A 23,615-nucleotide genomic window follows, 5' to 3' on the forward strand; every position below is an offset into this window, starting at 1 on the left:
TCATTAAATTCATCCTATGAAGAAACTGGTTCGCTATCTGTTAATATTCATAGGATTTTTACTTTTTGCCTCCCTTATTCTATATGTACTTGGTTTCGGATATATTTTCAAGGCAGTAAGCACTACCTATCTTACCGGTCATAAAACGGCATTCATAGACGACTACCCTTATTTTGAAAATCATGTTATCGAGAATTCCGATAGCATTCAGGAGTGGCCATTACACAGGGAATACAATGATGTGAAAGCAACTCCAACCCTGGATAGTCTTAACCAGGAACTTGAGACGGCAGCTTTCCTAATCATAAAAAATGACAGTATCTGGTTTGAGAAATATTATAATGGTTACGATAAGGACTCTAAAACCAACTCTTTTTCCATGGCAAAAAGCATTGTCACGGCCTTAATGTTCAAAGCCATCCAGGATGGATATCTCGAAAATATCAATCAGCCTGTAGCCGATTTTTTCCCTCAGTTTGACCAAAGGCTAACTATAGGTGATCTTTCTTCCATGTCTTCCGGACTCAATTGGAATGAGAATTATTATAACCCGTTCGGTTCAACCGCAAGGGCTTATTTTACCAATGATATAAGAGAGCAGATCCTGGAACTGGAAGTAATTGAAGCACCAGGCGAAGAATTTAATTATCTAAGCGGAAATACTGAGTTATTAGGAATGGTGATTGAAAAAGCTACTGGAAAGAGCCTCAGCAATTACTTAAGCCAGAGCTTCTGGCAACCTTTAGGAATGAATGATGATGCTCTTTGGCAACTTGACAGTGAGAAAAGTGAAATGGAAAAAGCCTATTGCTGTATCTCCAGTAATGCCCGTAATTTTGGAAAATTTGGAAAACTGTTCAAAAATTATGGTGAATGGAAAGGGAAACAATTACTAGATTCTTCTTTTATCGCCCTGGCTTCTGAACCCAGGTTTAAGGACTCCCCTTACTATGGATATGGCTTCTGGTTAAGTGATTATAAAGACAAAGAAATCTTCTATATGAGAGGAGTTTTAGGCCAGTACGTTATAATGATCCCCGAAGATGATCTGGTGATCGTAAGGCTCGGCCGCAAACTCATTCGTAAAAGTAAAGAGGATAAACATTACAAGGATTTTTATATGTATATTGATGAAGCCTATAACATGTTAGACCATGCTTCATAAATTAAATCTGGAGAACATTCTGTTTCTGGATATAGAGACGGTTCCCGAATTCAGAAATTATTCCGAACTCAGCGAAGAGAAAAAACAACTCTGGGAAGAGAAATCCAAATACCAGCGGAAGGATGATTTCACGGCTGAAGAATTCTACGAAAGAGCGGGAATATGGAGCGAATTTGGAAAGATCATCTGTATCTCTGTCGGGTTTTTCAGCTTAAGAAATGAAAAACGCAATTTCAGGCTCACCAGTTTCAAGGGAGAGGAAGAAAAACTACTCAGGGACTTTACGGCCCTGCTCGAAGAATATTTCTTTCAGCCCTATCATTTACTTTGTGCCCATAATGGAAAGGAATTCGATTTTCCTTACATAGCCCGCCGTATGCTGATCCATAATATGAGATTGCCTTCCAAGCTAAACCTGTTTGGAAAAAAACCCTGGGAAGTACCTCATCTTGACACACTGGAATTATGGAAATTCGGAGATTTCAAACATTACACTTCTCTTAAACTGCTTACCCACGTACTTGGCATCCCTTCACCAAAGGAAGATATCGATGGTTCAATGGTAAGGGAAGTATACTATGAAGATGGTGCACTGGACCGTATCGTGGAATACTGCGAAAGAGACGTTCTGGCGATAGCTCAGGTAATCCTAAGGCTTCGTCAGGAACCATTATTGGGCGAATCTGAGATCGTTTCAGTATAAAATATTCTTAAAATACTGTTATTCAAAGATTATAACTTGGCTTTCCACTTTCTAAATGTTTAACTTTAATTTATTCTAAACCAATAAATCTTAAATTATGTATCTATACATTGAAATGTGGAACGTTACTACCAAATGGATGAAACTCGGTCATGATGAGAGACGGAAGCTGATGGAAGATATGAAAGGCCGTATAAAAAACATGAAGGCTAGTGGCGTTGAAAATCTTGGTTGGGCCAGGAACGATGAGCACACCCCATACAGAAGTGATTATCGTTATATGACGGTTTGGAAAATGCCTTCTATTGGTGAAGTGGAGGTTCTCGAGAGCAACTTGAAGAGGGTTGGTTGGTATGAATACTTCTCACAGGCCAATTCAAGAGGAAAACTAATCACCCAGGATGAAGCAATAGATTTTCTGGTAGATATTGAAGAAAGCTCAACTTCTTTAACCTAAAAGTAATAAAAAAGCCGGATCATCCGATCCGGCTTTTTTATTACTTTAAATTTTCATTTCAGGGATATCTCCCTCCACTATTAGCTTTCCTTCAGTAGCATTTTTTATTTCTTCCACAGTCACTCCCGGAGCTCGTTCCAATAGTTTAAAGCCCTCATCAGTAACCTCTAGGACAGCAAGATTCGTTACTATTTTGGTTACGCAACCTACACCCGTCAAAGGTAGTGTGCATCTTCGAAGAAGTTTTGATTTACCGGCCTTATTGGTATGCATCATGGCCACGATGATGTTTTCGGCGGAAGCCACCAGATCCATGGCACCCCCCATTCCCTTTACCATTTTTCCTGGAATTTTCCAGTTCGCGATATCTCCATTCTCCGCAACTTCCATGGCTCCAAGAATTGTTAGATCCACATGCTGACCGCGAATCATTCCAAAACTTGTAGCCGAATCGAAGAAACTTGCTCCCGGTAAGGCTGTTATTGTTTGTTTTCCGGCATTTATAAGGTCGGCATCCTCTTCGCCTTCATATGGAAAAGGTCCCATTCCTAAAATTCCATTCTCGCTCTGAAATTCCACCTGAATATCATCACGAACAAAATTGGCAACAAGAGTCGGAATTCCGATTCCTAAGTTCACATAGTAACCATCCTTCACCTCTTTGGCTATTCTTTGTGCTATTCCGTTTTTATCTAGCATAATTTGTTAATTAAAAAATTAAGCAATGAACCAATTATTTCTTTATACTGTTCTTGCTGGTACTAACGATTTTATAAAGGATCAGCCCCAATTCTTCCAGGCTGTTTTTAAGCTCTTCATTAAAGGGATAATGCCTGGATCTCTCACATAATTTCATCCAATATTTTGTCTCTTCCAGTTCTTTTAAAGCGATTTTTATTTTATGTATAAAATCTAATTTACTTTCGGAGTTCTGTGCCTCATGAACGTTTGCTCCGATACTGGTCCCAGAACGAAGAAGCTGATCAGAGATAACGTACTTCTTTTGCAACTTCAACTCTTCACAGTAATCAATAAGCATTAGTGAGAAATCAATGGACTTTTCAAGAATGATATTTTTTCTTTGCTCCATTGTTTTATTGATTCATTGGTTTATTGGATTATTTACTCCTAACTGTACGCTGCTCTATCCTCTTCTCATAATTCTCTCCCTGGAAGATCCTCTGTACAAAAATTCCCGGGATATGGATCTGATTAGGATCTAACTCCCCAGGCTCCACAAGTTCTTCTACCTCAGCAACGGTTATGGTTGCAGAACCGCACATTACAGGATTAAAGTTTCTTGCAGTTCCTTTGAAAATCAGGTTCCCTGCCTTATCACCTTTCCAGGCTTTTACAAAAGCGAAATCTGCTTTAAAAGCTTCTTCCAGAACATACATTTTCCCGTTGAATTCCCGGGTCTCTTTACCCTGGGCCACCTCGGTACCATAACCCGCAGGCGTATAGATTGCAGGAAACCCCTGTTGGGCTGCCTGACATCTCGCCGCCAGAGTTCCTTGTGGAACCAGTTCAACGTCCAGTTCTCCGCTAAGCATCTGCTTTTCAAAAATCTCATTCTCCCCCACATAGGAAGAAACCATCTTATCAATTTGTTTTTTGTGCAGTAAAAGTCCGAGGCCAAAATCATCTACCCCGGCATTGTTTGAGATACAGGTAAGGTTTTTTGCGTCAAGGCGCACCAGTTCAGAAATGGCATTTTCGGGGATTCCGCAAAGACCGAATCCTCCAAGCATAAATGTCATCCCATCCTTTACCCCCTTAAGGGCCTCCTGTACATTATCAACAGTTTTTATGATCATTTTTTCAGATTTTTACCCGAAAATACGAAAATAAAAAGCTGGCTACAACGGATGCAGCCAGACTTGTTGAATAATTAAGAAATTTTATGTGCTTTTATTGAGAAAAGTCTAAAAATCAAGTTCGTCTGGAACTGAATTATCAAATTCCTGAGACGTCCCATAGTTTTCACAATTCACCTCGATACTCAGGTTTTCGGGTCTCTCAAATCCTTCCTGTGAGACTTTAAGGTCATCATTAGCATAGACATCCTTCATATACATTCCCCAGATAGGTAAGGCCATGGTAGCTCCCTGCCCATAGGTAATAGTAGGAAAGTGAACCGAACGATCTTCAGCACCTACCCACACACCGGTGGCAAGATCGGGTACCATTCCTATAAACCATCCGTCACTCTGATTTTGTGTAGTTCCGGTTTTACCTGCTATAGGATTTTTGAAATCATAAGGATAGCCTGTTACGGCTCTTTCGTAATCCTGTCGCCCTTTTGCCCAGGTTCCCCTAAGACGCACACCAGACCCATACTGGGTTACCCCTTCCAGCAAGTTAACGGTTACATAGGCCGCTTCCTTACTAAGTACATCCCGGGTTTCAGGCACATGTTGATAAAGGACGGTTCCGTTCTTATCTTCAATTCTGTTTACGATAACGGGTTTTACATAAACCCCCTGATTGGCAAATGTGCTGAAAGCAGAGACCATTTCAAAAAGGCTGATATCGGCAACCCCGAGAGCAATAGACGGCACTGCAGGAATATTATCGGTTTCTATGCCCAGTTTATCTACCAGGTCTATTACCGGTCTCGGGCCTGTCTTATCTATTAACCTGGCAGTTACCGTATTAATAGATTGTGCCAGCGCACTCTTTAATGAAACCATGCCTTCATAATCATCATTTCCGGCATTCTTAGGAGACCAGTCATTTTGATTCCCGTGTTTACCGGCTTCAATCGTAAACCTAGATTTAGGCAGAGTATCACAAGGTGAAAACTTAAGCTGATCTATAGCTGTGGCATAAACGAAGGGTTTAAATGTTGAACCTACCTGTCTTCTACCCTGCTTTACGTGATCATATTTAAAATGCTTGAAATTGGTACCCCCTACCCAGGCTTTTACTTCCCCGGTTTGTGGCACCATAGACATCATTCCTGCCTGTAAAAAAGATTTATAATAAAGAATCGAATCCCTGGGGGTCATTACAGTATCGATTGTCCCATTCCAGCTGAAAACTCTCATTTCAGTTTCTTCTGTAAATGACTTCCTGATCTCTTCAGCAGATTTTCCCTGTGCTTCCATCTTTCGCCATCTATCTGACCTTTTCATCGCGCTCTCCACTATTCCCGACACTTCGCTTTTATCAATGTCTCTGAAAGGTGCGGTGGGATTACTTTTATTCTGTCTGTCAAATTCCTTTTGAATATGGGCTATATGTTTCTTCACAGCATCCTCAGCATATTCCTGCATCTTGGAATCTATACTGGTATAAATTTTTAAGCCATCCCTGTAAAGGCTGTATTCAGTTCCATCGGGCTTAGGGTTTTCATCGATCCATTCTTTCATGAACCCCTGAAGATACGCTCTAAAATAGGTCGCCATCCCTTCATCGTGGCCTTCTGGCGTGAATTCAATCTTCATCGGTAATTTTTTAAGCGAATCCATTTCTGTTTCCGATATGAATCCGTTTCTGGCCATCTGTTCAAAGACCACATTTCTTCTGTCCTCCACTAATTCAGGCCTACGCACTGGATTATAAAGGGCCGCATTCTTCAGCATTCCTACCAATACTGCCGATTCCTGGATATTGAGGTCTTTTGCTTCCTTATCAAAATAGATCCTGGAAGCAGATCTAATTCCTACTGCCTGGTACACAAAATCATATTTATTGAAGTACATAGTAATGATCTCCTCTTTGGTATACTGACGCTCCAAACGAGTAGCGATCACCCATTCCTTAATCTTCTGGAAGACCCTGGTAACAAAACTTTGAGAGACATCTTCGGTGAACAACTGCTTGGCCAGCTGCTGTGTAATTGTACTCGCACCACCTCGTGTTCCCAAAAAAACAGCAGCTCTAAGTGTACCTTTTGCATCTATCCCCGCATGCTGATAGAAACGCTCATCTTCGGTAGCCACAAGTGCCTGTACCAAATGTTCCGGCAGATCCTCATATTTTATAGGTGTTCTGTTCTCACTATAATACTTACCCAGTGTTTCTCCATCTGAAGAGAATATTTCGGTTGCAAGATTTGTTTCCGGATTTTCGAGTTCTTCAAAGGTGGGCATCTTACCAAAAGCTCCCCATCCTGCAAGGAGAAATATGAAGATGGCAATCAATATTCCTATTCCGAACAATGTCCAGAATCCAAGTATATACTTTCGATTGCTGTGAGCAGGTTTCTTAGATTTTTTAGATGTGCGGGCCATTTATATTTTCAAAAATTAATTTTCACTTTTTTCAATCCGGAATCCTACATGGGTAATCCCCTGGAGTTCTTCAATTCCCTCTACCTCCCCATTCTTACGCATCGCCTGTTGAATGGTCACTCTATACTTTCCGGGTTCATCAAACCTAACATCCTCCTTATACCAGAGTTTGTTATCTTTTACGTCACCAAAACCCGTGCCGAGCCATTCTCCATCCGGTTTGGTCATTTCATATTCAAGGGTATCGCTTATTACTTTACCCTGAGGGAATTTGATCTCGGTGATCAAAAATAAATTACTGAACTGGAAATCGTTATTGTTTCGAATATTGATAAACAGATCGTAAACCTTACTGGAATCCAAACTACCAAGTTCAAATGAAACTATCGAATCCTTGTGCCATCCTCTTACAGGTTTATATTCATCATACACCCTTTTCCTGTCACAGGAGGAGACCAAAATAATCACAGAAACCAAAAAAGAAACAACAACAGCACTACGCATTCTTAGACTTTGAGGTATTCCCTTTACGTTTTTTTCTCTTTTTATTTCTTCTTTTGCGGTGTTGCTTCGGCTTATCGAAGCGGGTCAAACTGTCTTCCCCTACCGCATCTTTAAAGCCTTTTTTATCATCCTCCATCTGGATCTCCAGTTCGTATTCTTCCAAACTTCCTACTGCCTCATCCTTTTTGTTCCTGGCGATGATCTTATTGGCCTGTTCCGGACTCAGTTTATGCCAGTTCATCCATTCCCCTTCATAGGCATACCATAAAAGGCCCTTGAAAATGTCAATTTTCTGACAGACCGCTGTACCTTTTTTGGTTTTTAGTTTAACGTCGGTTTTTGGAAAAGATTTTAAAGCTTCTAGATAAGTATCCAGTTCGTAGTTCAAACAACACTTCAATTTGCCACATTGCCCGGCAAGTTTCTGAGGGTTCAGTGACAATTGCTGATATCTGGCTGCTGAAGTACTTACCGATCTGAAATCGGTGAGCCAGGTAGAACAGCATAGTTCGCGTCCGCACGAACCAATACCTCCAAGTCTCGCCGCTTCCTGCCTAAGACCTATCTGACGCATCTCGATACGGGTATTGAATTCACGGGCAAATTCCTTGATAAGCTGCCTGAAATCCACACGATCTTCAGCGGTGTAATAAAAAGTCGCCTTAGAACCATCGCCCTGAAACTCCACGTCACTGATCTTCATACTAAGATTCAGCCTGATGGCGATCTGCCTGGATCGTTGTTTGATCTTTTCTTCCCTGTCGCGGGCCTCCTGCCAAACATCGATATCTTTTTGAGAAGCTTTTCGGTATATCTTAAGGATCTCCCCGGAATCAGGGTCTTCCTTTTTCTTTTTCATCTGAACTCTTACCAGTTCTCCGGTAAGACTAACCATGCCCACATCGTGGCCTGGATTAGCTTCGGTAGCCACAATGTCTCCGATGCTCAGACTTAAATTCTCGGTGTTTTTATAGAAATGTTTCCGGCCATTCTTGAAGCGTACCTCCACAAAATTGAAAGGTTCCACACCTCCTGGAAGAGACATGTTAGACAGCCAGTCGAAAACGGTGAGCTTGTTGCATCCGTCCGTTCCACAGGTTCCATTATTCTTACATCCTTTCGGCTGACCGTCTTTCCCGGTCGAGCAACTGCTGCAAGCCATATATTATATATATTGAGAAGGTCATCTCTAATGTGCCTATAAACATCATCCCATCTTACCACCTAATGGTTATGCAGGATCTTCTTCATCTTCAAAACGGCTGAATATTATCAGCCCAACACATATTTTAGAGCACCTCCTTGAGGTTCATAAAAAATTTCAACAGTAAATATACCAAATATTAATTGGCTCCACCATTTTAGAAAAGAAACCTACTGCTTGAACAGTAAAACCTCAGAACGACCTTTCTTGAAAATCTTATTGCTGGCCCCTTTACCTTTACGGAGCTTTTTCTGCTCTTCATAGGGCAATGCGGCAATTTCCTTACAATTATCTGAACAGCAATTATTCATTTTTTCAGCACACTCCTCGCACTGAATAAATAATAAGTGACATGCCTCATTGGCACAGTTCACATGCGTATCACAAGGTTTTCCACATTGATGGCACTGGGCGATCACATCATCTGAAATTCTTTCGGCACGTCGGTGATCGAACACGAAATTCTTTCCGATGAATTTATTTTCAAGATTCTGGTTTTGCACCTGGCGGGTATATTCGATGATTCCGCCTTCAAGCTGATAAACATTTTTGAATCCGCGATGTTTATAGTAAGCACTGGCCTTCTCACAACGAATCCCACCGGTACAGTACATCACCAGGTTTTTATCTTCTTTATGTTCTTTAAGGTCCTCCTCTATAATAGGCAAAGAATCACGGAAAGTATCCACATCGGGAGTTATCGCACCCTGGAAATGTCCTATTTCACTTTCGTAATGATTTCTCATATCCACCAGTACGGTGTTCGGATCGCTGATCAATTCATTAAATTTCGCGGCGTCTACATGAACACCTTTATTGGTAACATCAAAAGTGTTATCGTTAAGGCCATCGGCAACGATCTTGTTACGAACCTTCACCTTAAGTTTAAGGAACGATTTGATATCGTGTTCAATGGCGATGTTTAGACGAACATCTTTCAGGAAATAAATATTATCTATAAAGGCCTTGAATTCATTGAAGCGTTTCGCAGGTACCGAAAGCTGCGCATTGATTCCTTCGTGGGCAACATAGATCCTTCCCAGAACGTCCATCTGGTCCCAGGCAATGAATAAATGATTCCTGAATAATTCGGGGTTTCCGATCTTTGCGTATGCATAGAAAGAGAGGGTAAGCCTGTCTTCACCGGCTTCTTCTAAAAGGGCTTCTCTTTCTTTAGCGCTTAATTTATTGTACAGTTGCATGCTATACCAATATTTTAAGAGTTAAAGTTTAGTTTATAACATTTTCGCGGTAATTATTTTTACCGGGCAGGCTTTCTGTGCCTGCAAACAGCCGTCAAAAATACCGTTATCGTGTGATTTAAGGGTATAAAATCCTTTTTTTTCTTTTGAATTAAGCAATACGCTCTTTCCATCTCTTTTTGACATCTGGAACTGAGCCGGTGCCATTTCAACACAATAATTACAACCGATGCATTTTTGACGCTGCAAAGTTACAACTACCATTAGACCTGTACAATTTTATATAGTTTATCTGAAAGACGTAGCCTGAAATCAAGCGGAATGGTACATGAATCGCCTTTAGAAGCGGTTTCAGACCTCTCATCATTCACCATTAGTTCGTCAAGATCAAATTCTTTTACTCCTGTAGTTGGGCCTGTAACCAAAAGACGGTCGCCGAGTTTAATCCCATAGGCTTCAATTTTGAACTCTCCAATTCCCGACTTCGGAAAATAATGTGCCCCTTTACCCACATAGACCTTTTTCTGCGTGGCGTGTGATCCAGAACCATCGCTCCATTCACCGAGTTTCTGCCCCAGATAATAGCCACTCCAAAAACCCCTGTTATAGACTTTCTTCAGATCCTGCATCCAGGCCTGAACCTTTTCTGAAGAATATGTTTTGTCGTAATAAGCATCGATTGCCTCTCTATACGTTCTTATAACCGTGGCAACATATTCAGGAGCTCTCCCCCTGCCTTCAATCTTAAGTACCTTCGCTCCGGTTTCTATTACCTGGTCAAGAAAGTCCAGCGTACACAGATCTTTGGGAGACATCATAAATTCGTTATCCAGTTCTATTTCAAAGCCAGACTCCTGGTCTATAACTGTATATTTTTTCCGGCAATTCTGCTTGCATGCGCCTCTGTTAGCTGAAGAATTATGCGAATGCAGACTTAAATAACATTTACCGGAAACCGCCATACATAAAGCCCCATGTCCAAAAATCTCAATTTCTACAGGATTTCCTGATGGGCCTTTAATCTGTTCCTTTTCGATCTGATTACAGATCATTTTCACCTGTCGCAAGCTCAGCTCACGACTCATTACCATGGTATCTGCAAACATCGAATAAAATCTCACCGTTTCGATATTGGTAATATTTATCTGGGTAGATATATGTACTTCCATACCTGCCTGCCTCGCATAGGCAATAACTGCCTGATCCATGGCTATCACAGCAGCCACATTTGCTTCCTTCGCGCCATCAATAAGAGTCCTTATTACAGAAAGGTCATGATCATAAATTATAGTGTTAAGAGTAAGATATGTTCTTACTCCTCTCTCTTCACACCTTTTTACAATTTCTGGCAGATCATCAATGGTGAAATTTATACTTGCACGAGCACGCATATTAAGCTGCTCAACACCAAAATACACCGAATCGGCCCCATTATCAATTGCCGCCTGGAGAGATTCAAAATTACCCGCTGGGGCCATCAATTCTATTTTCCCGGTACTGGTCATAAGGCAAATTTTAAGGTTTGCAAAATTACCTTCTTCCTGAAAATTATTTTATGATCAATGTCATCTTATCGAAACAAGATCCTATTCCAAATTTTTGGAAATATTCCAAAAAACATCGATAAGTTTTATTGTTTTGAACAAAAACTTATACTATTTTAGCAGTCCTTAATTATTCAATTTAAAATTCATACATGAGTAACGATAAAGAGAAAGAAGCGAAATTAAAAGCTTTGAAGCTTACCCTGGATAAGATGGACAAGACCTACGGAAAGGGTACGGTCATGAAAATGAGCGATCAGGTTGTGGTAGATGTAGATGCTATTTCCACAGGTTCTCTTGGTCTTGACCTCGCGTTGGGAGTTGGAGGATATCCAAGAGGTAGGGTAATTGAAATTTACGGACCGGAGTCATCCGGTAAAACCACTCTTACCCTTCACGCTATTGCTGAAGCTCAGAAAAAAGGTGGGATTGCCGCCTTTATTGATGCCGAACATGCTTTCGATAGGTTCTATGCCGAAAAATTAGATGTTGATATCGACAACCTAATCATTTCCCAGCCAGATAATGGAGAGCAGGCTCTTGAAATTACCGATAATCTTATCCGTTCCGGAGCGATAGACATTATTGTGATCGACTCAGTGGCAGCGCTTACTCCAAAGAGTGAGATAGAAGGAGAAATGGGAGATTCTAAAATGGGGCTTCACGCAAGACTTATGTCACAGGCTTTGCGAAAGCTTACCTCATCAATAAGTAAAACTAACTGTACCGTAATCTTCATTAACCAGTTAAGAGAAAAGATCGGTGTGATGTTCGGTAACCCTGAAACGACTACCGGTGGTAACGCGCTTAAATTCTATGCTTCTGTTAGACTCGATATAAGAAGATCTACACAAATCAAGGATAGCAGCAATGAAGTGACAGGTAATAAAACCAGGGTGAAAGTTGTAAAGAACAAGGTTGCTCCGCCATTCAAGACCGCCGAATTCGACATCATGTATGGTGAAGGAGTTTCCAAGATCGGTGAGATAATAGACATTGGAGTGGATTATGAGATAATCAAAAAGAGTGGTTCCTGGTTTAGTTATGAAGACACTAAGTTAGGTCAGGGAAGAGATGCTGTTAAGATCCTGCTGAAAGACAATCCTGATCTAATGGAAGAACTGGAGGAGAAGATCAAAAACGCAATTAAAATTGCAAAAGAATAATCAAAATCCCCAAAAGGGGATTTTTTTTGGTTCTCACGCAACCTTTTGGAGTTAAATGCATCTACTAACAAAAGCATATTAAAAGATGAAGAAGTTAGTTTTTATACTGATTACAATTCTTGCAATGACAGGTTGTTCAGTAGATGATGACAGTGGTCCAAGGGTGGAGTATGAATTAGCCGAGATCGTAGCAAACGATCTTCCAGATGAATTCGAGTTTGGCAAAACCTATGAAGTTACCGTAACCTACATTCTTCCCTCGGCCTGTCATTCCTTTGCGGGATTGGATGCAAGAAGAGAAGGCAATGTGGGTGAAGAACGAAGAATTATTTATGTATCTGCAATTGCCGCGATACAATTGGATAGCAATTGTGATGATACCGTAGGTGGAGATCAGGGCACCAGTAAGTTTACCATCAATATAGATGAGGAAGAAGACTATACGTTTAACTTCCTGGTAGGTGAGGCAGGTAACGAACCAGTTTATAACACGGTGGTGATCCCCGTTACTCAGCCTCAATCATAATTAGTCTTGAAAAAACCAGATAATAAGTTATAAATCTTTTAAGTGGGGTTAAAAGACCTTATTCATAAGTGCAAAAAACAGGATCGAAAGGCACAGGAACAGCTTTATCGTATTTATGCGGCAAAGCTGTTCGGTTTATGCCTCAAATATTCTGACAACCGCCAGCAGGCGGAAGACAATCTACAGGATGGATTTGTCACCATATTTGAGAAAATAGCCCAGTATAAAGATGCAGGCTCTTTTGAAGGATGGATGAAGCGGATCATTATTAATACTGCCTTACAAAAACATCGCCAGCAAAAGGTCTATGGGATTACGAATGAGGACCACCTTACTGAAGATGAAATTGAAGTTGAAACTGAAGATCTCTCTGTGGATTTCCTACTGGAATGTGTGCAAAGCCTTCCGGACAGGTATCGACAGGTCTTCAACCTGTATGTACTGGATGGGTATTCACACAGGGAAATTTCAGATATGCTGAATATTTCAGAGGGAACTTCAAAATCTAATCTTGCAAGGGCAAGAATGGCATTAAAAGATAGAATTGAAAAAAATCAGAATATTAAAAATTCGGCTCAATCATCATGAAGGAAAAGAAGAACATAGACCGGATTTTTCAGGAAAAGTTCAAGGACTTTGAAAGTGAACCCAGGGAGAAGGTTTGGGAAAATATTGCTTCAATACTTGACAAAAAAGAGAAAAAAAGACCCTTTATCATTCCACTTTGGATGAAATTAGGCGGTGTTGCAGCAGTAATTGCAATAATCATTGCCAGCCTTCTTTTCACCCAGAACCAGGAGACAATTCAGAATGAACCGGGAATAGTATTTGAAAATCCTGAAAATCAAGAAAGAAAAAACACAGAAACCAGGGATCAAAATGGTGCTTCTGAAGATAAAAATCTGGAGAATCAGGTTGCTTCTGAAGAGGCTGATGCGAAAACAGACAATGGAGAAATCATTACCTCCACTTCCCAAATTTCTTCACATTCCTCCACCACATCAAACAATCAATCTAGAAAAACGGATAGCTCCGATACCGATTTCAATAACAAAAGTAACCAGGAAACGGCAATAGCTTCTGATGAGGTTAAAAATAACGTCAGAGTACAACAGCAAAATGAAGAAGAAAAAGTGGCAGGAAAGCCGGAAGCGATCAAGGATGAAACTTCCGGCGCTATTGCCCAAATAGAAACTGATTCAACTAAAACCATAAAGGCTATAAAAGAAGAGGAGGAAAACGCCCTTGCTCAACTTGAGGAAGAAAAGAAAAATGAGAAAAAAGAAGAAGCGATAGCCGAGACGGCTAATAAAAAACTTCGATTATCAACCTTTGCCGCTCCTGTTTTTTACAAGAATATGGGTAGCGGAAATGAACTTTCTTCACAATTCTCCAACAATGCATCCTCTTCTGAAGTCACGCTTTCATATGGTATAAAACTGGCTTACGAGCTTTCAGATAAGATCAGGATAAGAACGGGAATAAGCAAGGTGAATATGAGCTATAATATTCAGGATATCTCTTATTCTCCATCAGGTATCGCAGCTAATTTAGATAATATCAGGCCCAATGAGGACCATCTTCAAATAAGAAGCAATGCAAGGCCTAATGGAGGCATGGCTTTTGAGACTTCCAACCAGAATTCCCTAGCCTCCTCCATATTCACCCCGGGAGAGATCAATCAGCAATTCGGCTTTATAGAAGTGCCGCTGGAAATAGAATATGTTCTGGTAGATAAAAAATTTGGCCTTAATGTCATTGGGGGCGGGAGCAGCCTGTTCCTAGACAGGAACCGTGTAGACCTGGTATCGGGGAATTCCACTACCAACCTTGGGGAGGCCAGCAATATCAATAATACCAGTTTTAGTACAAATATCGGGCTTGGGATGGATTATAAACTCAGTGATAAATTCAGTATTAGCCTTGAACCTATCTTCAAATATCAGCTGAACACCTTCAGCAATGTGAATAATGTACAGCCCATGAACTTTGGTATTTATTCAGGTTTAAATCTGAAATTTTAAGAAACTGAAGGATGTTGAAGTTCATTCAGTATTACGGACCGAACTTCTTCTTTCAGGGTGCGGCGATCTTCTAATTGAATTCCTTTGGTGCAGATGAAGTTATGGATCTTAACTCTTAATTTACCAGGTCCTCCCGAAAAGAAGGTATAAGAGAACCTCTTTTTTGTGTCATGAAAAGTTAAAGGAATAATAGGAATCTGATGCTCTATAGCTAACCTGAAAGCTCCATCTTTGAACTGGTCCAGCATAATTGATTCATCATCGGGCACTCCCCCTTCCGGAAAAATGCATACGCTGTTTTCCTGTTTCAGCCTTCTTTGAGCTTCATTAAAAGCTTCTTTCTTGCTTCTTTGATTATTTCTATCAACCAGGATGCAGGTCCTTCTATAGAAAAAGCCAAAAACGGGGATCCTGCTCAATTCCTTTTTTCCGATGAAAACAAATGGCTGTTTTATCACATAAAGCATAAGCATAATATCCAGCATGGAAGCATGATTGGCTACCAGCATATAACTATCATGTTTTCTGGGAACCTGTTCAGCTTCCACCTTTACAGAAAATCCCATTCCAACTATGATGATCTTCGCCCAGATACGCGCACAAATAAAGAATTGAGGATAGAATCTTTCAGCAGAAGTAAAAACGAGTAAAAAAGGAAGCATTATTACAATTGGCAACACCATAAGAATATAGAACCAGATTCGCCATAACAGTATTGCTGCCTTTTTTAGATAACTCATGACTCCAAAAGTAGTAAAATGAACCGAGTGAATTCTATAAAAAAATTACCTTTGCAGGAAAATTCAAGAAGCCAATGTCCAGAATACTTACAGGAGTACAGAGCACGGGAACGCCACATTTAGGCAATCTTTTAGGAGCGATCATGCCGGCAATAGAAATGGCCAATAAGCCAGATAATGAATCCTTTATTTTCATTGCCGATATGCATTCGCTTACCCAGATAAAAGATGCGAAGGAGCTGAGACAAAATACATATTCTGTTGCGGCAACCTGGCTTGCCTGTGGATTGGACATTGAACGCAGTGTTTTTTACCGCCAGAGCGATATCCCTCAGGTTACCGAACTTACCTGGTATCTAAGCTGCTTTTTTCCATACCAGAGATTGACACTGGCCCATTCCTTTAAGGACAAGGCCGATCGTCTTGAAGATGTGAACGCAGGCCTTTTCTCCTATCCAATGTTGATGGCAGCAGATATCCTGCTTTATGATGCCGAAATAGTGCCTGTGGGAAAAGATCAGTTACAGCACCTTGAAATGACAAGGGATGTGGCTTCAAGATTTCACGCCAAGATGGGAGAGGTATTTGTGCTGCCCGAAGCCAAGGTTCAGAAGAACACCATGTATGTACCAGGTACTGATGGGGAGAAAATGAGCAAATCAAAGAACAATACTATCAACATCTTCCAGACCGATAAGAAACTGAGAAAGCAGATCATGGGTATCCAGACCGATAGCACTCCACTGGAAGAACCTAAAGATCCCGACACTTGTAACGTTTTTGCATTGTATAAGCTTCTAGCTAATGATGACCAGATAGCTGAAATGCACAAGAATTATGAAGCAGGAGGTTATGGATATGGGCATGCCAAACAGGCATTTTTCGAACTTGTAAAAGAAAAGTTCCAGGCGCCCAGGGAGAAATATGAGTATTATATGAACAACCTGGAAGAATTAGATAAAGCACTTGAAAAAGGAGCTGAAAAAGCCAGGCTTGTAGCTGATAAAGTGCTCAAGAAAGTGCGCGAAAAAGCCGGTTATTAGATAGCCTCAAATAATTTTCCCGGTAGCGGACGTATGACTCCCTTTAATTCCATATTCAGTAAAAGAGAGGCAGTTTTAAAAGTCGGGAAATTACAATTGAGAGCAAGGAGGTCAAGTTCTGTTTTTCCTCTTGTCTTCAGAAATTCATAGAGTTTTTGTTCATCGTCTTCCAGCACTACGAATAACTGCTTCTGAACACTCTTCTGTTTTTCTTCAATTTCCCAGTTGAGAATGTAAGCAAGATCTGCTGCGGAAGTAATCACATGAGCTTTCTGGGCTTTTATAAGATTATTACAACCAGAACTGAATTTATCGGTTGGCCTTCCCGGCACGGCAAAAACTTCCCTGTCATACGAGCCGGCGATATCTGCAGTAACCAAAGCTCCTCCTTTTTCCGCGCTTTCAATAACAATAGTGGCTTCACTTAACCCGGCAATGATACGGTTACGCTTCAAAAAATTATTGCGGTCAAATTTATCGGTGCTCCAGAAGTCGGTAAAGAAACCTCCATTTTCCTCAATTTGATTCACGTATTTCTTATGAACCTTTGGATAAATCTGGTTAAGACCATGAGCCAGGCAACCAATGGTTTGAAGTTTACTCTTTACAGCTGCTTTATGAGCAGTGATATCTACCCCATAGGCAAATCCCGATACGATAACCGGATCAAGTGGTGATAGGTCTTCAATTAATTTTTCGCAAAATGCCATCCCGTGAGAAGTGATCTGCCGTGTTCCCACAATACTGATTATACGCTTTCTTTCAAGATTTATAATCCCCCGGGAAAATAACAGGATGGGCCCGTCAATGCAATGTTTCAGTTTTTCGGGATAGTGACTTTCCTGAAAATAATGGTAATTTATTTTGTTTGCCTCAATGAATTTTAATTCTTCTTCTGCAGCCTTTAGATGCTTAGAGTCATTAAGTCCTTTTAACCGAATGCTTCCTACACCATCAAGTTTTAGCAAATTAGACTTCTTTTCTTTGAAGACATTTTCAGCATTTCCAAAATGCCTGATAAGTTTTTTGGCGGTTGTATCTCCCAGATTTGGAATGTGTTGCAGTGCCAGGGTATAAAGTAAATCTTTCGAATTCATTCAGCCTAATTTGACTAAAATTACAGAAAAAAAGATTTGTTAATAAAATTTCTTTGGGTAACTTTAACCCACTACCAAAACTTATATTTTTGCTGCCCATGAACATTACCAGCCACATCCAGGATCTACTTTACAGATATGAATGCGTAGTTTTGCCCGGTTTCGGAGCTTTTTTATCGCAAAAGCAATCAGCTTATATAGACAACGATTCCAACGAGTTTTATCCGCCTAAAAAGCTTATTTCTTTTAACCGCCAGTTGATCAAGAATGACGGTCTTCTTGCAAATTATATTGCAGAGGTAGAGGGCGTGAAGTATAATTCGGCGAACAATATGATTCAGGAGTTCGTTTATGATCTTGAGAATTCCTTACAGAGTGAATCAAAAGCTGAACTGGCAAATATTGGTAAGTTCTACCTGGACAGTGAAGATAAACTTCAATTCGAACCATTTACACAGATAAATTTCCTAACCCAGTCTTTTGGGCTTGATTCTTTTAAAACATCTGCGGTTCAGAGGGAAGTTTACAAACAACAGGCGGAAGAACTGGAAGAAAAATTTCCACTTCTTTTCACCCCGGAAAAAAGAAGGTCCTCCATCCTTAAATATGCGGCTATAGGCCTTATCGCAATTGGAGTCTCAAGTTTCGCAGGTCTTAATATTTATAGCAGTCAGGTTTCCAAACATAATATCGCTGAGCAACAGGAGGCCGAAAGTAAGCTGCAGCAGCAGATCCAGCAGGCGACTTTCGTAATAGATAATCCATTACCCGCCGTAACCTTCGAGGTTGAAAAACAGTCTGGTAATTACCACATTGTGGCGGGAGCCTTTAGAATAGAGGAGAATGCTCAGAAAAAAGTGGATGAGCTCCGTGCTGAAGGTTACAAGGCAAGACTTATTGGAGCCAATAAATATGGACTTCATCAGGTTGTATATTCCAGCCATCAGACACGCAGGGAAGCGATCAATAAACTTTATGAGGTAAAGAAAAGCAATGAAGGAGCCTGGTTATTAGTTCAGGAACTTTAATACTTTATTAACGGGCAAACCTCCTAAATCCTCCTTATTTTTGCACAAAAATCAACATGGAGGCTAAACTACCCAGCGAATCACGAACTACATTGACAGATCTGGTATTACCCAGTGAAACCAATCCGTTAAATAATCTTTTTGGAGGCGAATTACTCGCCCGGATGGATCGTGCCGCAAGTATAGCTGCGAGACGACACAGCCGCAGGATTGTGGTTACAGCTTCAGTGAACCATGTAGCTTTCAATAAGGCCATTCCCTTAGGAAGTGTTGTAACTGTGGAAGCCGCCGTTTCCAGGGCTTTTAAATCTTCCATGGAGATTTTTATAGATGTTTGGATCGAAGACAGGGAGAGTGGCCGCAGGAGCAAAGCAAATGAAGCCATCTATACTTTTGTAGCTGTAGACGAGACGGGAACTCCGGTTAAAATTCCACCATTGAAGCCTGAAACCGATCTGGAAAAGGAGCGCTTTGCCGCTGCTTTAAGAAGAAAACAGCTAAGTCTTGTCCTGGCTGGTAAAATGCAACCTAAAGAAGCTACTGAGTTAAAAGCGCTTTTTGAGGAATAACGAGTATTCCTATCACATTTTATAGATCCAGTCTGCCGGATCCATCTTCTGATTGTTTTTATACAGTAAAAAGTGAAGGGTTGTTTTCCCTGTAGTCCTGCTGGTCGCTATTTCTCCTATTTCCTGTTCAGTTACCACAACATCTCCCCTTTTTACATAAACGGTTTCAAGGTTGTTATAAATAGTGATATAATCACCGTGGCGAACCATCACCGCTTTATTGGCTCCCTTAACCGCCTGGACCTCACTAACGGTTCCATTAAAAACAGCTCGTGCCTTACCTCCTTCATCGGTATCTATACGAACCCCATTATTGTTTACCATTACTGATTTTACAACGGGGTGTGGCTGTTTTCCGAATTTCATCGTTACCACTCCCGATCGAACCGGCCAGGGTAATTTTCCTTTGTTGTTATTGAAGTCAGCCGCCAAAGCCCTGGCCGCCGGTGTAAGTTCATAAGTATCCCTGGAAGAAGAGCCGCTTTCTTCGTTGCTTTTTGCGATGGATTCCCGAATCATTCGTTCTATAGCCCTGTCTATTTCATCGATCTCATGCTGCTTCTGTCGGATCTGCGCAGCGAACTGGCCTTCACGCTTTTTTATGGTTGCCATTAACTCCTGCTGGGATTTCCTGTTCTCTTCCAGTTGAGCCCTGGTTTTCCGGTTTTCGGCAATGAGTTTTTCTTTTTCTTCCTTTTGCTTTACCAGCTTTGCATTAAGCGCCTGTAATTCGGCTGTATTAGCCTTTATTTCGTCTCCCTGCTGTTTTCTGTATTCAGTATACTGTTTCATATACTGAAGGCGTTTATAAGCCTGTAAAAAGCTCTTGGAGGACAACAGGAACATTATCCTGCTTTGCTGGGATTTACTTTTATAAGACCGGCGGATCATCCTCGCATAATCCTCTTTCAGCTTTTCCAATTCTTTTCGCAGCTGACCGATCTTGTTTGTATTTGTATTGATCTCACGGGTAAGAAGGTTGGCCTGCTGATTGGTAAGTTTAATAAGATCTTCAGTGCTTCTTATCTGCTGGTTAAGGTCTTCCACCTGGCCAAGAACAGACCTTTGTTTTTTCTGATTGGAGATACGTAATTCATTGATCCTGCTAATCTCATTTCGAAGTTCTATTCTTCTTTTTTCAAGTTCTTCGCGGTTATCCTGTGCAATAACAGAATTGAAGCCAAAAAACAGAACAAATAAAAAAAATAAGGGTCTAGAATAATTTATTCCGATCATTTTAAACTGATTTCTTCATAACCTGATGGGATATCGAACGGGAAGCTCACATCTCCATTAAAACTCAGCGATCTATAGGTTAGATCAATATTCGTGCTTGCTCCTCCTTCATTTGCAATGATCTTAATATTTTCCGGAAAGATCAATCCATCCACGCTCTGATATTCTGAATATGTTACCGTTAAACTCCGGTTTTCCTGTTCCTGTGCTAATTGCTGAGCCTCGGCTTTAAAGCTCTTAGGGTTTAGCAGGAACATTTTTTTCATATTATCTGTAGCATCATTTACAAACTGAAAACCTCTCGGAGACTGCATAAAATCATATTCCTGGGTTCGCAGGTCATAAATAGCCTGACCTATCAAAAGATTCTGAAGTTTTTCAAAATCCAGAGGTGTTCCCAAAAAGTCGCTTACCAGACTAAAATCCCCTTCAAAATATGTCTGGGTCACTTTCTCATAATAGCTCACACTGGTAGGAGTGATATAAGCCTTTGCCACAGGAAAACCAAGAATACTGGCGCTCATCCAGATCGCCTCATCTTTTTTCATTCTAAAACTCAAATTGACCGATTGTGTTTTTTCAGCGTCCTGATAAACGGCACGCAACTTTCCTGAGGCGGTTTTAAATTCGGCTTCATTAGTATAATGTTTCTTTATCACTGAAACTGCTTCAGCATTTTTTGTGGCAATTCCCGAAGTGGCCTTTCTGCTTCCACACGAAACTATAAAAGTGGATACTAAGACCAGAATAAATATCTTCTTCAACATCAGTTAATTTCTTTTTTTAAATTTTGCGCTTTAACGCGATACTCTTCAGCTTTACTCACATTATTCATACCATTGTAGCATATCGCCAGCTGAGAATAGAAATCCACTTCCATTCGTTTATCATCTATCAGATAATCCAGGCCTTCCACGAGGCTCTCTTCAGCAGCTTTATATTCTGAAAGCTTATTAAGCGCCACTCCCTGCAGAAGGTAGAAAACCGGCTGGGAGGGAAAACTTTCGAGCGCCTCGGCACTCAAATCTCTTGCAGCCTCAAACTTTTCAAACTCAAGCTGTAGAAGAAGCGTGTTTCTAATCAGCTCGAAATTATCGGGATTATCCTTCAGGCCCAGTTCAAAGAACGTAAGAGCATCTTCTCTATTGTTCTTTTTTATATAATACTGGCCCAATTGCTCATAAAGCTTTGGCGTATCTTCCCATTCGGTGAGCTTGCCGGCAACTTCAATAAGTTCCTCTTCATATTCCGGATTTTCCTGCACAAAATTCAAAAAGTCATTCAACACCTTGAACTTAGATTCGGCATCTATCTCCTCACTGGCAAAAACAATTTTCATAGAAGCCACAGCAGCTTTCGCATTGCCTTTATTAAGGTAGAACTTATAAAGAGCCAGATGAGCTATAGATGAGCCGGGATTTGCTTCTAAGAGCTCCTGAGCGACCCTGAAAGCTTCCTCCTCGTCGCCCTGTTCACTATAAATATAGATGAGGTTGAGATAATTCTGTTCCACCTCAGGATTATCGGAAATGCTTTGCTGAAGATTATCTATTTGCGCATCGGTATTATTAGTTCGGGCGTAAATCTGCCTTCTCAGCGAATTTCGGTAGGAATTCACACCGAGTTCCTCATCGAGTTCATCCAGTAATTCGAGGGCTTCGTCGTAATTTTCATTCAGAAGGTAGAGATTGGCCAAGTCTTCCTTGTAAGAGGAACTGAAAGGAATCAGTTTTTTGATCGTTGTAATAGCTCCGTCATAATCCTCGGTCATTCCATAGGTCTGAAAGAGATATACCAGGATTGCTTCTTTTTTAGGCTGAAGCTCATGTGCTTTTTTAAAGTTCTCGATAGCTTTATCAAATCGTTCAAGTTGGCGGTAATTCTTTCCAAGTTCAAAATAAACTACTGCCCTTTCGGGATCAATACTACGGCATTTCTCAAGAGCGATAATCGCCTTTTCATAATTCTCGATCCCTTTCTGCTTGAGAGCTTCAAAGAAATATTCCTGGAATTCATCGGTAACGTTTCCTAGATCATCCTGGTTAACATCCTGAAAAGGCTGGGGAACCTCCTGAGCATTTACAGGAAGCGCCAATAAGGCCATAACCAGGATGATAAACAGGTTTTTCATTTTAAATTTTATTCCAGTACAGAATAGTCGCCGATACTGATCTGGGTAAAGTTACCATCAAATTTAGCATGATTCCCGATCATAGCATTATCCAGACTGGCATTTTTTACCTGGGCATCACTTTGAATAAGACTATTCTTGATAGTTGAATTTTCAATTTTGGTACCATCCCCTATCGAGACATTAGGTCCTATCTTTGCATTAGTCAACTCCACGTTCTCCCCAATATAGCAGGGCTCGGTGATCTCAGAATCCTTGATCTTCACAGAATCGGAAATAAGTTTTTCACCATCCTGATGAAGGAAATTCAGCATTCGCCCGTTGGTCTCTACAGTGACATTTTTGTTTCCGCAGTCCATCCATTCATCTACTTTTCCCGGAACAAATTTGAGACCGTTAGCTCTCATTCTTTCAATACCATCGTTTATCTGGTATTCGCCTCCCCGGGTAAGCTTTTCATCCAGTACTCCCTGAAGTTCATTTTTTAAAACTCCAACATCCTTAAAATAATAGATCCCGATAACTGCAAGATCTGATACGAATTCTTCGGGTTTTTCTACAAGATCGGTGATCTCTCCAGCCTGGTTCAGCTGAACCACACCATAAGCTGATGGATTCTCCACCTTTTTCACCCACATCACACCATCTGCCGACTTATCAAGGTTGAAATCTGCTTTGAACAAAGTGTCGGCATACGCGATAACAGCCGGACCGCTAAGTGATTCCTTGGCACACATGATGGCGTGGCCGGTTCCAAGCGGTTTATCCTGATAATAAATAGTTCCTTTGGCTCCCAGAGTATTGGCGATCTTCATCAGGTCTTTTTCCACCTGCTCACCAAAATCCTCCCCTATAATAAAGGCTACCTCATCTATCTTTTCGTCAAGAACCTTCGCGATATCTTCTACAAGACGATGCACGATTGGTTTACCTGCAATGGGAATCAAAGGTTTTGGAACTGTTAATGTATGTGGACGAAGTCGCGAACCGCGACCCGCCATGGGTACGATAATCTTCATTTCAATTTTTTTAAGTTAC

25 protein-coding genes are annotated in these 23,615 nt (G+C 40.8%); 10 read left to right on the forward strand and 15 right to left on the reverse strand.

The annotated features are described in order from the left end of the window. Positions 1-16: 16 nt before the first annotated feature. From NE848_RS09325 to NE848_RS09335, 3 genes are all read left to right on the forward strand, one after another. Positions 17-1,165: a serine hydrolase domain-containing protein gene (locus NE848_RS09325; RefSeq protein WP_252112784.1), complete on the forward strand. Its 1,149-nt coding sequence runs from the start codon at positions 17-19 to the stop codon at positions 1,163-1,165. Beyond that, complete coding sequence (locus NE848_RS09330; RefSeq protein WP_252112786.1) at positions 1,155-1,868, forward strand: 3'-5' exonuclease; 714 nt, start codon at positions 1,155-1,157, stop codon at positions 1,866-1,868. The genes NE848_RS09325 and NE848_RS09330 overlap by 11 nt, the downstream gene beginning before the upstream one ends. Before the next feature lie 97 nt (positions 1,869-1,965). Beyond that, on the forward strand, positions 1,966-2,325 hold the full coding sequence (locus tag NE848_RS09335) for a DUF6616 family protein (protein WP_252112788.1): 360 nt from the start codon (positions 1,966-1,968) through the stop codon (positions 2,323-2,325). 45 nt (positions 2,326-2,370) lie between these two features. Here the strand turns inward: NE848_RS09335 and NE848_RS09340 are convergent, their stop codons facing one another. The 9 genes from NE848_RS09340 to NE848_RS09380 all read right to left on the reverse strand — a co-directional run bounded on the left by NE848_RS09340 (position 2,371) and on the right by NE848_RS09380 (position 10,978). Beyond that, positions 2,371-3,024, reverse strand: a complete 654-nt coding sequence (locus NE848_RS09340) for a CoA transferase subunit B (protein ID WP_252112790.1) — start codon at positions 3,022-3,024, stop codon at positions 2,371-2,373. 34 nt (positions 3,025-3,058) lie between these two features. Further along, the gene (locus NE848_RS09345) at positions 3,059-3,415 is read right to left on the reverse strand and encodes a four helix bundle protein (protein WP_252112792.1); all 357 of its coding nucleotides are present in this window, start codon (positions 3,413-3,415) and stop codon (positions 3,059-3,061) included. Positions 3,416-3,443: 28 nt separating this feature from the next. Beyond that, positions 3,444-4,142, reverse strand: coding sequence for a CoA transferase subunit A (locus NE848_RS09350; protein ID WP_252112794.1), 699 nt, complete (start codon positions 4,140-4,142; stop codon positions 3,444-3,446). Between the two features lie 108 nt (positions 4,143-4,250). After that, positions 4,251-6,563: a penicillin-binding protein 1A gene (locus NE848_RS09355; RefSeq protein WP_252112796.1), complete on the reverse strand. Its 2,313-nt coding sequence runs from the start codon at positions 6,561-6,563 to the stop codon at positions 4,251-4,253. Positions 6,564-6,578: 15 nt separating this feature from the next. Next, the gene (locus tag NE848_RS09360; RefSeq protein ID WP_252112798.1) at positions 6,579-7,067 is read right to left on the reverse strand and encodes a gliding motility lipoprotein GldH; all 489 of its coding nucleotides are present in this window, start codon (positions 7,065-7,067) and stop codon (positions 6,579-6,581) included. Continuing rightward, on the reverse strand, positions 7,060-8,229 hold the full coding sequence (locus tag NE848_RS09365) for a PSP1 domain-containing protein (protein WP_252112800.1): 1,170 nt from the start codon (positions 8,227-8,229) through the stop codon (positions 7,060-7,062). Before NE848_RS09365 ends, NE848_RS09360 begins: the two co-directional genes overlap by 8 nt. A 212-nt stretch (positions 8,230-8,441) precedes the next feature. Then, entirely contained in the window at positions 8,442-9,473 is a 1,032-nt protein-coding gene (trhO, locus tag NE848_RS09370) for an oxygen-dependent tRNA uridine(34) hydroxylase TrhO (protein WP_252112802.1), read from the reverse strand. Positions 9,474-9,506: 33 nt separating this feature from the next. Then, the gene (locus NE848_RS09375; protein ID WP_252112804.1) at positions 9,507-9,737 is read right to left on the reverse strand and encodes a ferredoxin; all 231 of its coding nucleotides are present in this window, start codon (positions 9,735-9,737) and stop codon (positions 9,507-9,509) included. After that, the gene (locus NE848_RS09380; protein ID WP_252112806.1) at positions 9,737-10,978 is read right to left on the reverse strand and encodes a peptidase U32 family protein; all 1,242 of its coding nucleotides are present in this window, start codon (positions 10,976-10,978) and stop codon (positions 9,737-9,739) included. Before NE848_RS09380 ends, NE848_RS09375 begins: the two co-directional genes overlap by 1 nt. 191 nt (positions 10,979-11,169) lie before the next feature. Between NE848_RS09380 and recA the strand changes: the two genes are divergently transcribed. The 4 genes from recA (at position 11,170) to NE848_RS09400 (ending at position 14,733) form a co-directional block, all read left to right on the forward strand. Further along, positions 11,170-12,183 carry a recombinase RecA gene (gene recA, locus NE848_RS09385; protein ID WP_252112808.1) on the forward strand — a complete coding sequence of 338 codons (1,014 nt, stop codon included), beginning with the start codon at positions 11,170-11,172 and terminating at the stop codon, positions 12,181-12,183. A gap of 85 nt (positions 12,184-12,268) precedes the next feature. Further along, complete coding sequence (locus tag NE848_RS09390; protein ID WP_252112810.1) at positions 12,269-12,709, forward strand: hypothetical protein; 441 nt, start codon at positions 12,269-12,271, stop codon at positions 12,707-12,709. A 42-nt stretch (positions 12,710-12,751) separates the two neighbouring features. Next, positions 12,752-13,297 carry an RNA polymerase sigma factor gene (locus tag NE848_RS09395; RefSeq protein WP_252112813.1) on the forward strand — a complete coding sequence of 182 codons (546 nt, stop codon included), beginning with the start codon at positions 12,752-12,754 and terminating at the stop codon, positions 13,295-13,297. Continuing rightward, positions 13,294-14,733: a porin family protein gene (locus NE848_RS09400; RefSeq protein WP_252112815.1), complete on the forward strand. Its 1,440-nt coding sequence runs from the start codon at positions 13,294-13,296 to the stop codon at positions 14,731-14,733. The genes NE848_RS09395 and NE848_RS09400 overlap by 4 nt, the downstream gene beginning before the upstream one ends. Here NE848_RS09400 and NE848_RS09405 read toward each other — a convergent pair. After that, positions 14,730-15,473 (reverse strand): lysophospholipid acyltransferase family protein, encoded by a 744-nt coding sequence (locus NE848_RS09405; RefSeq protein WP_252112817.1) that lies wholly within the window; start codon positions 15,471-15,473, stop codon positions 14,730-14,732. The two genes, NE848_RS09400 and NE848_RS09405, sit on opposite strands and share 4 nt — an antisense overlap. A gap of 74 nt (positions 15,474-15,547) precedes the next feature. Between NE848_RS09405 and trpS the strand changes: the two genes are divergently transcribed. Continuing rightward, the gene (gene trpS / locus NE848_RS09410; protein WP_252112819.1) at positions 15,548-16,516 is read left to right on the forward strand and encodes a tryptophan--tRNA ligase; all 969 of its coding nucleotides are present in this window, start codon (positions 15,548-15,550) and stop codon (positions 16,514-16,516) included. Here the strand turns inward: trpS and dprA are convergent. After that, positions 16,513-17,613 (reverse strand): DNA-processing protein DprA, encoded by a 1,101-nt coding sequence (gene dprA / locus NE848_RS09415; RefSeq protein ID WP_252112822.1) that lies wholly within the window; start codon positions 17,611-17,613, stop codon positions 16,513-16,515. The two genes, trpS and dprA, sit on opposite strands and share 4 nt — an antisense overlap. Before the next feature lie 98 nt (positions 17,614-17,711). Here dprA and NE848_RS09420 point away from each other — a divergent pair, with 98 nt between their 5' ends. Together NE848_RS09420 and NE848_RS09425 are read left to right on the forward strand one after the other, a co-directional pair. Continuing rightward, positions 17,712-18,641 (forward strand): HU domain-containing protein, encoded by a 930-nt coding sequence (locus NE848_RS09420; RefSeq protein ID WP_252112824.1) that lies wholly within the window; start codon positions 17,712-17,714, stop codon positions 18,639-18,641. A 56-nt stretch (positions 18,642-18,697) separates the two neighbouring features. Beyond that, the gene (locus NE848_RS09425) at positions 18,698-19,210 is read left to right on the forward strand and encodes an acyl-CoA thioesterase (RefSeq protein ID WP_252112826.1); all 513 of its coding nucleotides are present in this window, start codon (positions 18,698-18,700) and stop codon (positions 19,208-19,210) included. A 12-nt stretch (positions 19,211-19,222) separates the two neighbouring features. On the opposite strand, the gene NE848_RS09430 is transcribed toward NE848_RS09425, so the two are convergent. From NE848_RS09430 to NE848_RS09445, 4 genes are read right to left on the reverse strand one after another with little or no spacing between them, the layout of a single operon-like run. Then, the gene (locus NE848_RS09430) at positions 19,223-20,446 is read right to left on the reverse strand and encodes a murein hydrolase activator EnvC family protein (protein ID WP_252112828.1); all 1,224 of its coding nucleotides are present in this window, start codon (positions 20,444-20,446) and stop codon (positions 19,223-19,225) included. Continuing rightward, a complete protein-coding gene (gene lolB1 / locus NE848_RS09435; protein WP_252112831.1) occupies positions 20,443-21,213 on the reverse strand; it encodes a lipoprotein insertase outer membrane protein LolB1 in 771 nt (256 codons plus the stop codon). The genes NE848_RS09430 and lolB1 overlap by 4 nt, the downstream gene beginning before the upstream one ends. Then, positions 21,213-22,577 (reverse strand): tetratricopeptide repeat protein, encoded by a 1,365-nt coding sequence (locus NE848_RS09440; protein ID WP_252112833.1) that lies wholly within the window; start codon positions 22,575-22,577, stop codon positions 21,213-21,215. Before NE848_RS09440 ends, lolB1 begins: the two co-directional genes overlap by 1 nt. 8 nt (positions 22,578-22,585) lie before the next feature. Then, the gene (locus NE848_RS09445) at positions 22,586-23,596 is read right to left on the reverse strand and encodes a sugar phosphate nucleotidyltransferase (protein ID WP_252112835.1); all 1,011 of its coding nucleotides are present in this window, start codon (positions 23,594-23,596) and stop codon (positions 22,586-22,588) included. Positions 23,597-23,615: the final 19 nt, after the last annotated feature.

It is taken from the genome of Gramella jeungdoensis (assembly GCF_023805255.1).
GTDB lineage: Bacteria > Bacteroidota > Bacteroidia > Flavobacteriales > Flavobacteriaceae > Christiangramia > Christiangramia jeungdoensis.

What these genes read in the sequence shown, in the direction of transcription:
- NE848_RS09325 (WP_252112784.1), top strand. Translation starts at nt 17, where the DNA reads ATGAAGAAACTGGTTCGCTATCTGTTAATATTCATAGGATTTTTACTT.
- NE848_RS09330 (WP_252112786.1), top strand. Translation starts at nt 1,155, where the DNA reads ATGCTTCATAAATTAAATCTGGAGAACATTCTGTTTCTGGATATAGAG.
- NE848_RS09335 (WP_252112788.1), top strand. Translation starts at nt 1,966, where the DNA reads ATGTATCTATACATTGAAATGTGGAACGTTACTACCAAATGGATGAAA.
- NE848_RS09340 (WP_252112790.1), bottom strand. Translation starts at nt 3,024, where the DNA reads ATGCTAGATAAAAACGGAATAGCACAAAGAATAGCCAAAGAGGTGAAG.
- NE848_RS09345 (WP_252112792.1), bottom strand. Translation starts at nt 3,415, where the DNA reads ATGGAGCAAAGAAAAAATATCATTCTTGAAAAGTCCATTGATTTCTCA.
- NE848_RS09350 (WP_252112794.1), bottom strand. Translation starts at nt 4,142, where the DNA reads ATGATCATAAAAACTGTTGATAATGTACAGGAGGCCCTTAAGGGGGTA.
- NE848_RS09355 (WP_252112796.1), bottom strand. Translation starts at nt 6,563, where the DNA reads ATGGCCCGCACATCTAAAAAATCTAAGAAACCTGCTCACAGCAATCGA.
- NE848_RS09360 (WP_252112798.1), bottom strand. Translation starts at nt 7,067, where the DNA reads ATGCGTAGTGCTGTTGTTGTTTCTTTTTTGGTTTCTGTGATTATTTTG.
- NE848_RS09365 (WP_252112800.1), bottom strand. Translation starts at nt 8,229, where the DNA reads ATGGCTTGCAGCAGTTGCTCGACCGGGAAAGACGGTCAGCCGAAAGGA.
- trhO (WP_252112802.1), bottom strand. Translation starts at nt 9,473, where the DNA reads ATGCAACTGTACAATAAATTAAGCGCTAAAGAAAGAGAAGCCCTTTTA.
- NE848_RS09375 (WP_252112804.1), bottom strand. Translation starts at nt 9,737, where the DNA reads ATGGTAGTTGTAACTTTGCAGCGTCAAAAATGCATCGGTTGTAATTAT.
- NE848_RS09380 (WP_252112806.1), bottom strand. Translation starts at nt 10,978, where the DNA reads ATGACCAGTACCGGGAAAATAGAATTGATGGCCCCAGCGGGTAATTTT.
- recA (WP_252112808.1), top strand. Translation starts at nt 11,170, where the DNA reads ATGAGTAACGATAAAGAGAAAGAAGCGAAATTAAAAGCTTTGAAGCTT.
- NE848_RS09390 (WP_252112810.1), top strand. Translation starts at nt 12,269, where the DNA reads ATGAAGAAGTTAGTTTTTATACTGATTACAATTCTTGCAATGACAGGT.
- NE848_RS09400 (WP_252112815.1), top strand. Translation starts at nt 13,294, where the DNA reads ATGAAGGAAAAGAAGAACATAGACCGGATTTTTCAGGAAAAGTTCAAG.
- NE848_RS09405 (WP_252112817.1), bottom strand. Translation starts at nt 15,473, where the DNA reads ATGAGTTATCTAAAAAAGGCAGCAATACTGTTATGGCGAATCTGGTTC.
- trpS (WP_252112819.1), top strand. Translation starts at nt 15,548, where the DNA reads ATGTCCAGAATACTTACAGGAGTACAGAGCACGGGAACGCCACATTTA.
- dprA (WP_252112822.1), bottom strand. Translation starts at nt 17,613, where the DNA reads ATGAATTCGAAAGATTTACTTTATACCCTGGCACTGCAACACATTCCA.
- NE848_RS09420 (WP_252112824.1), top strand. Translation starts at nt 17,712, where the DNA reads ATGAACATTACCAGCCACATCCAGGATCTACTTTACAGATATGAATGC.
- NE848_RS09425 (WP_252112826.1), top strand. Translation starts at nt 18,698, where the DNA reads ATGGAGGCTAAACTACCCAGCGAATCACGAACTACATTGACAGATCTG.
- NE848_RS09430 (WP_252112828.1), bottom strand. Translation starts at nt 20,446, where the DNA reads ATGATCGGAATAAATTATTCTAGACCCTTATTTTTTTTATTTGTTCTG.
- lolB1 (WP_252112831.1), bottom strand. Translation starts at nt 21,213, where the DNA reads ATGTTGAAGAAGATATTTATTCTGGTCTTAGTATCCACTTTTATAGTT.
- NE848_RS09440 (WP_252112833.1), bottom strand. Translation starts at nt 22,577, where the DNA reads ATGAAAAACCTGTTTATCATCCTGGTTATGGCCTTATTGGCGCTTCCT.
- NE848_RS09445 (WP_252112835.1), bottom strand. Translation starts at nt 23,596, where the DNA reads ATGAAGATTATCGTACCCATGGCGGGTCGCGGTTCGCGACTTCGTCCA.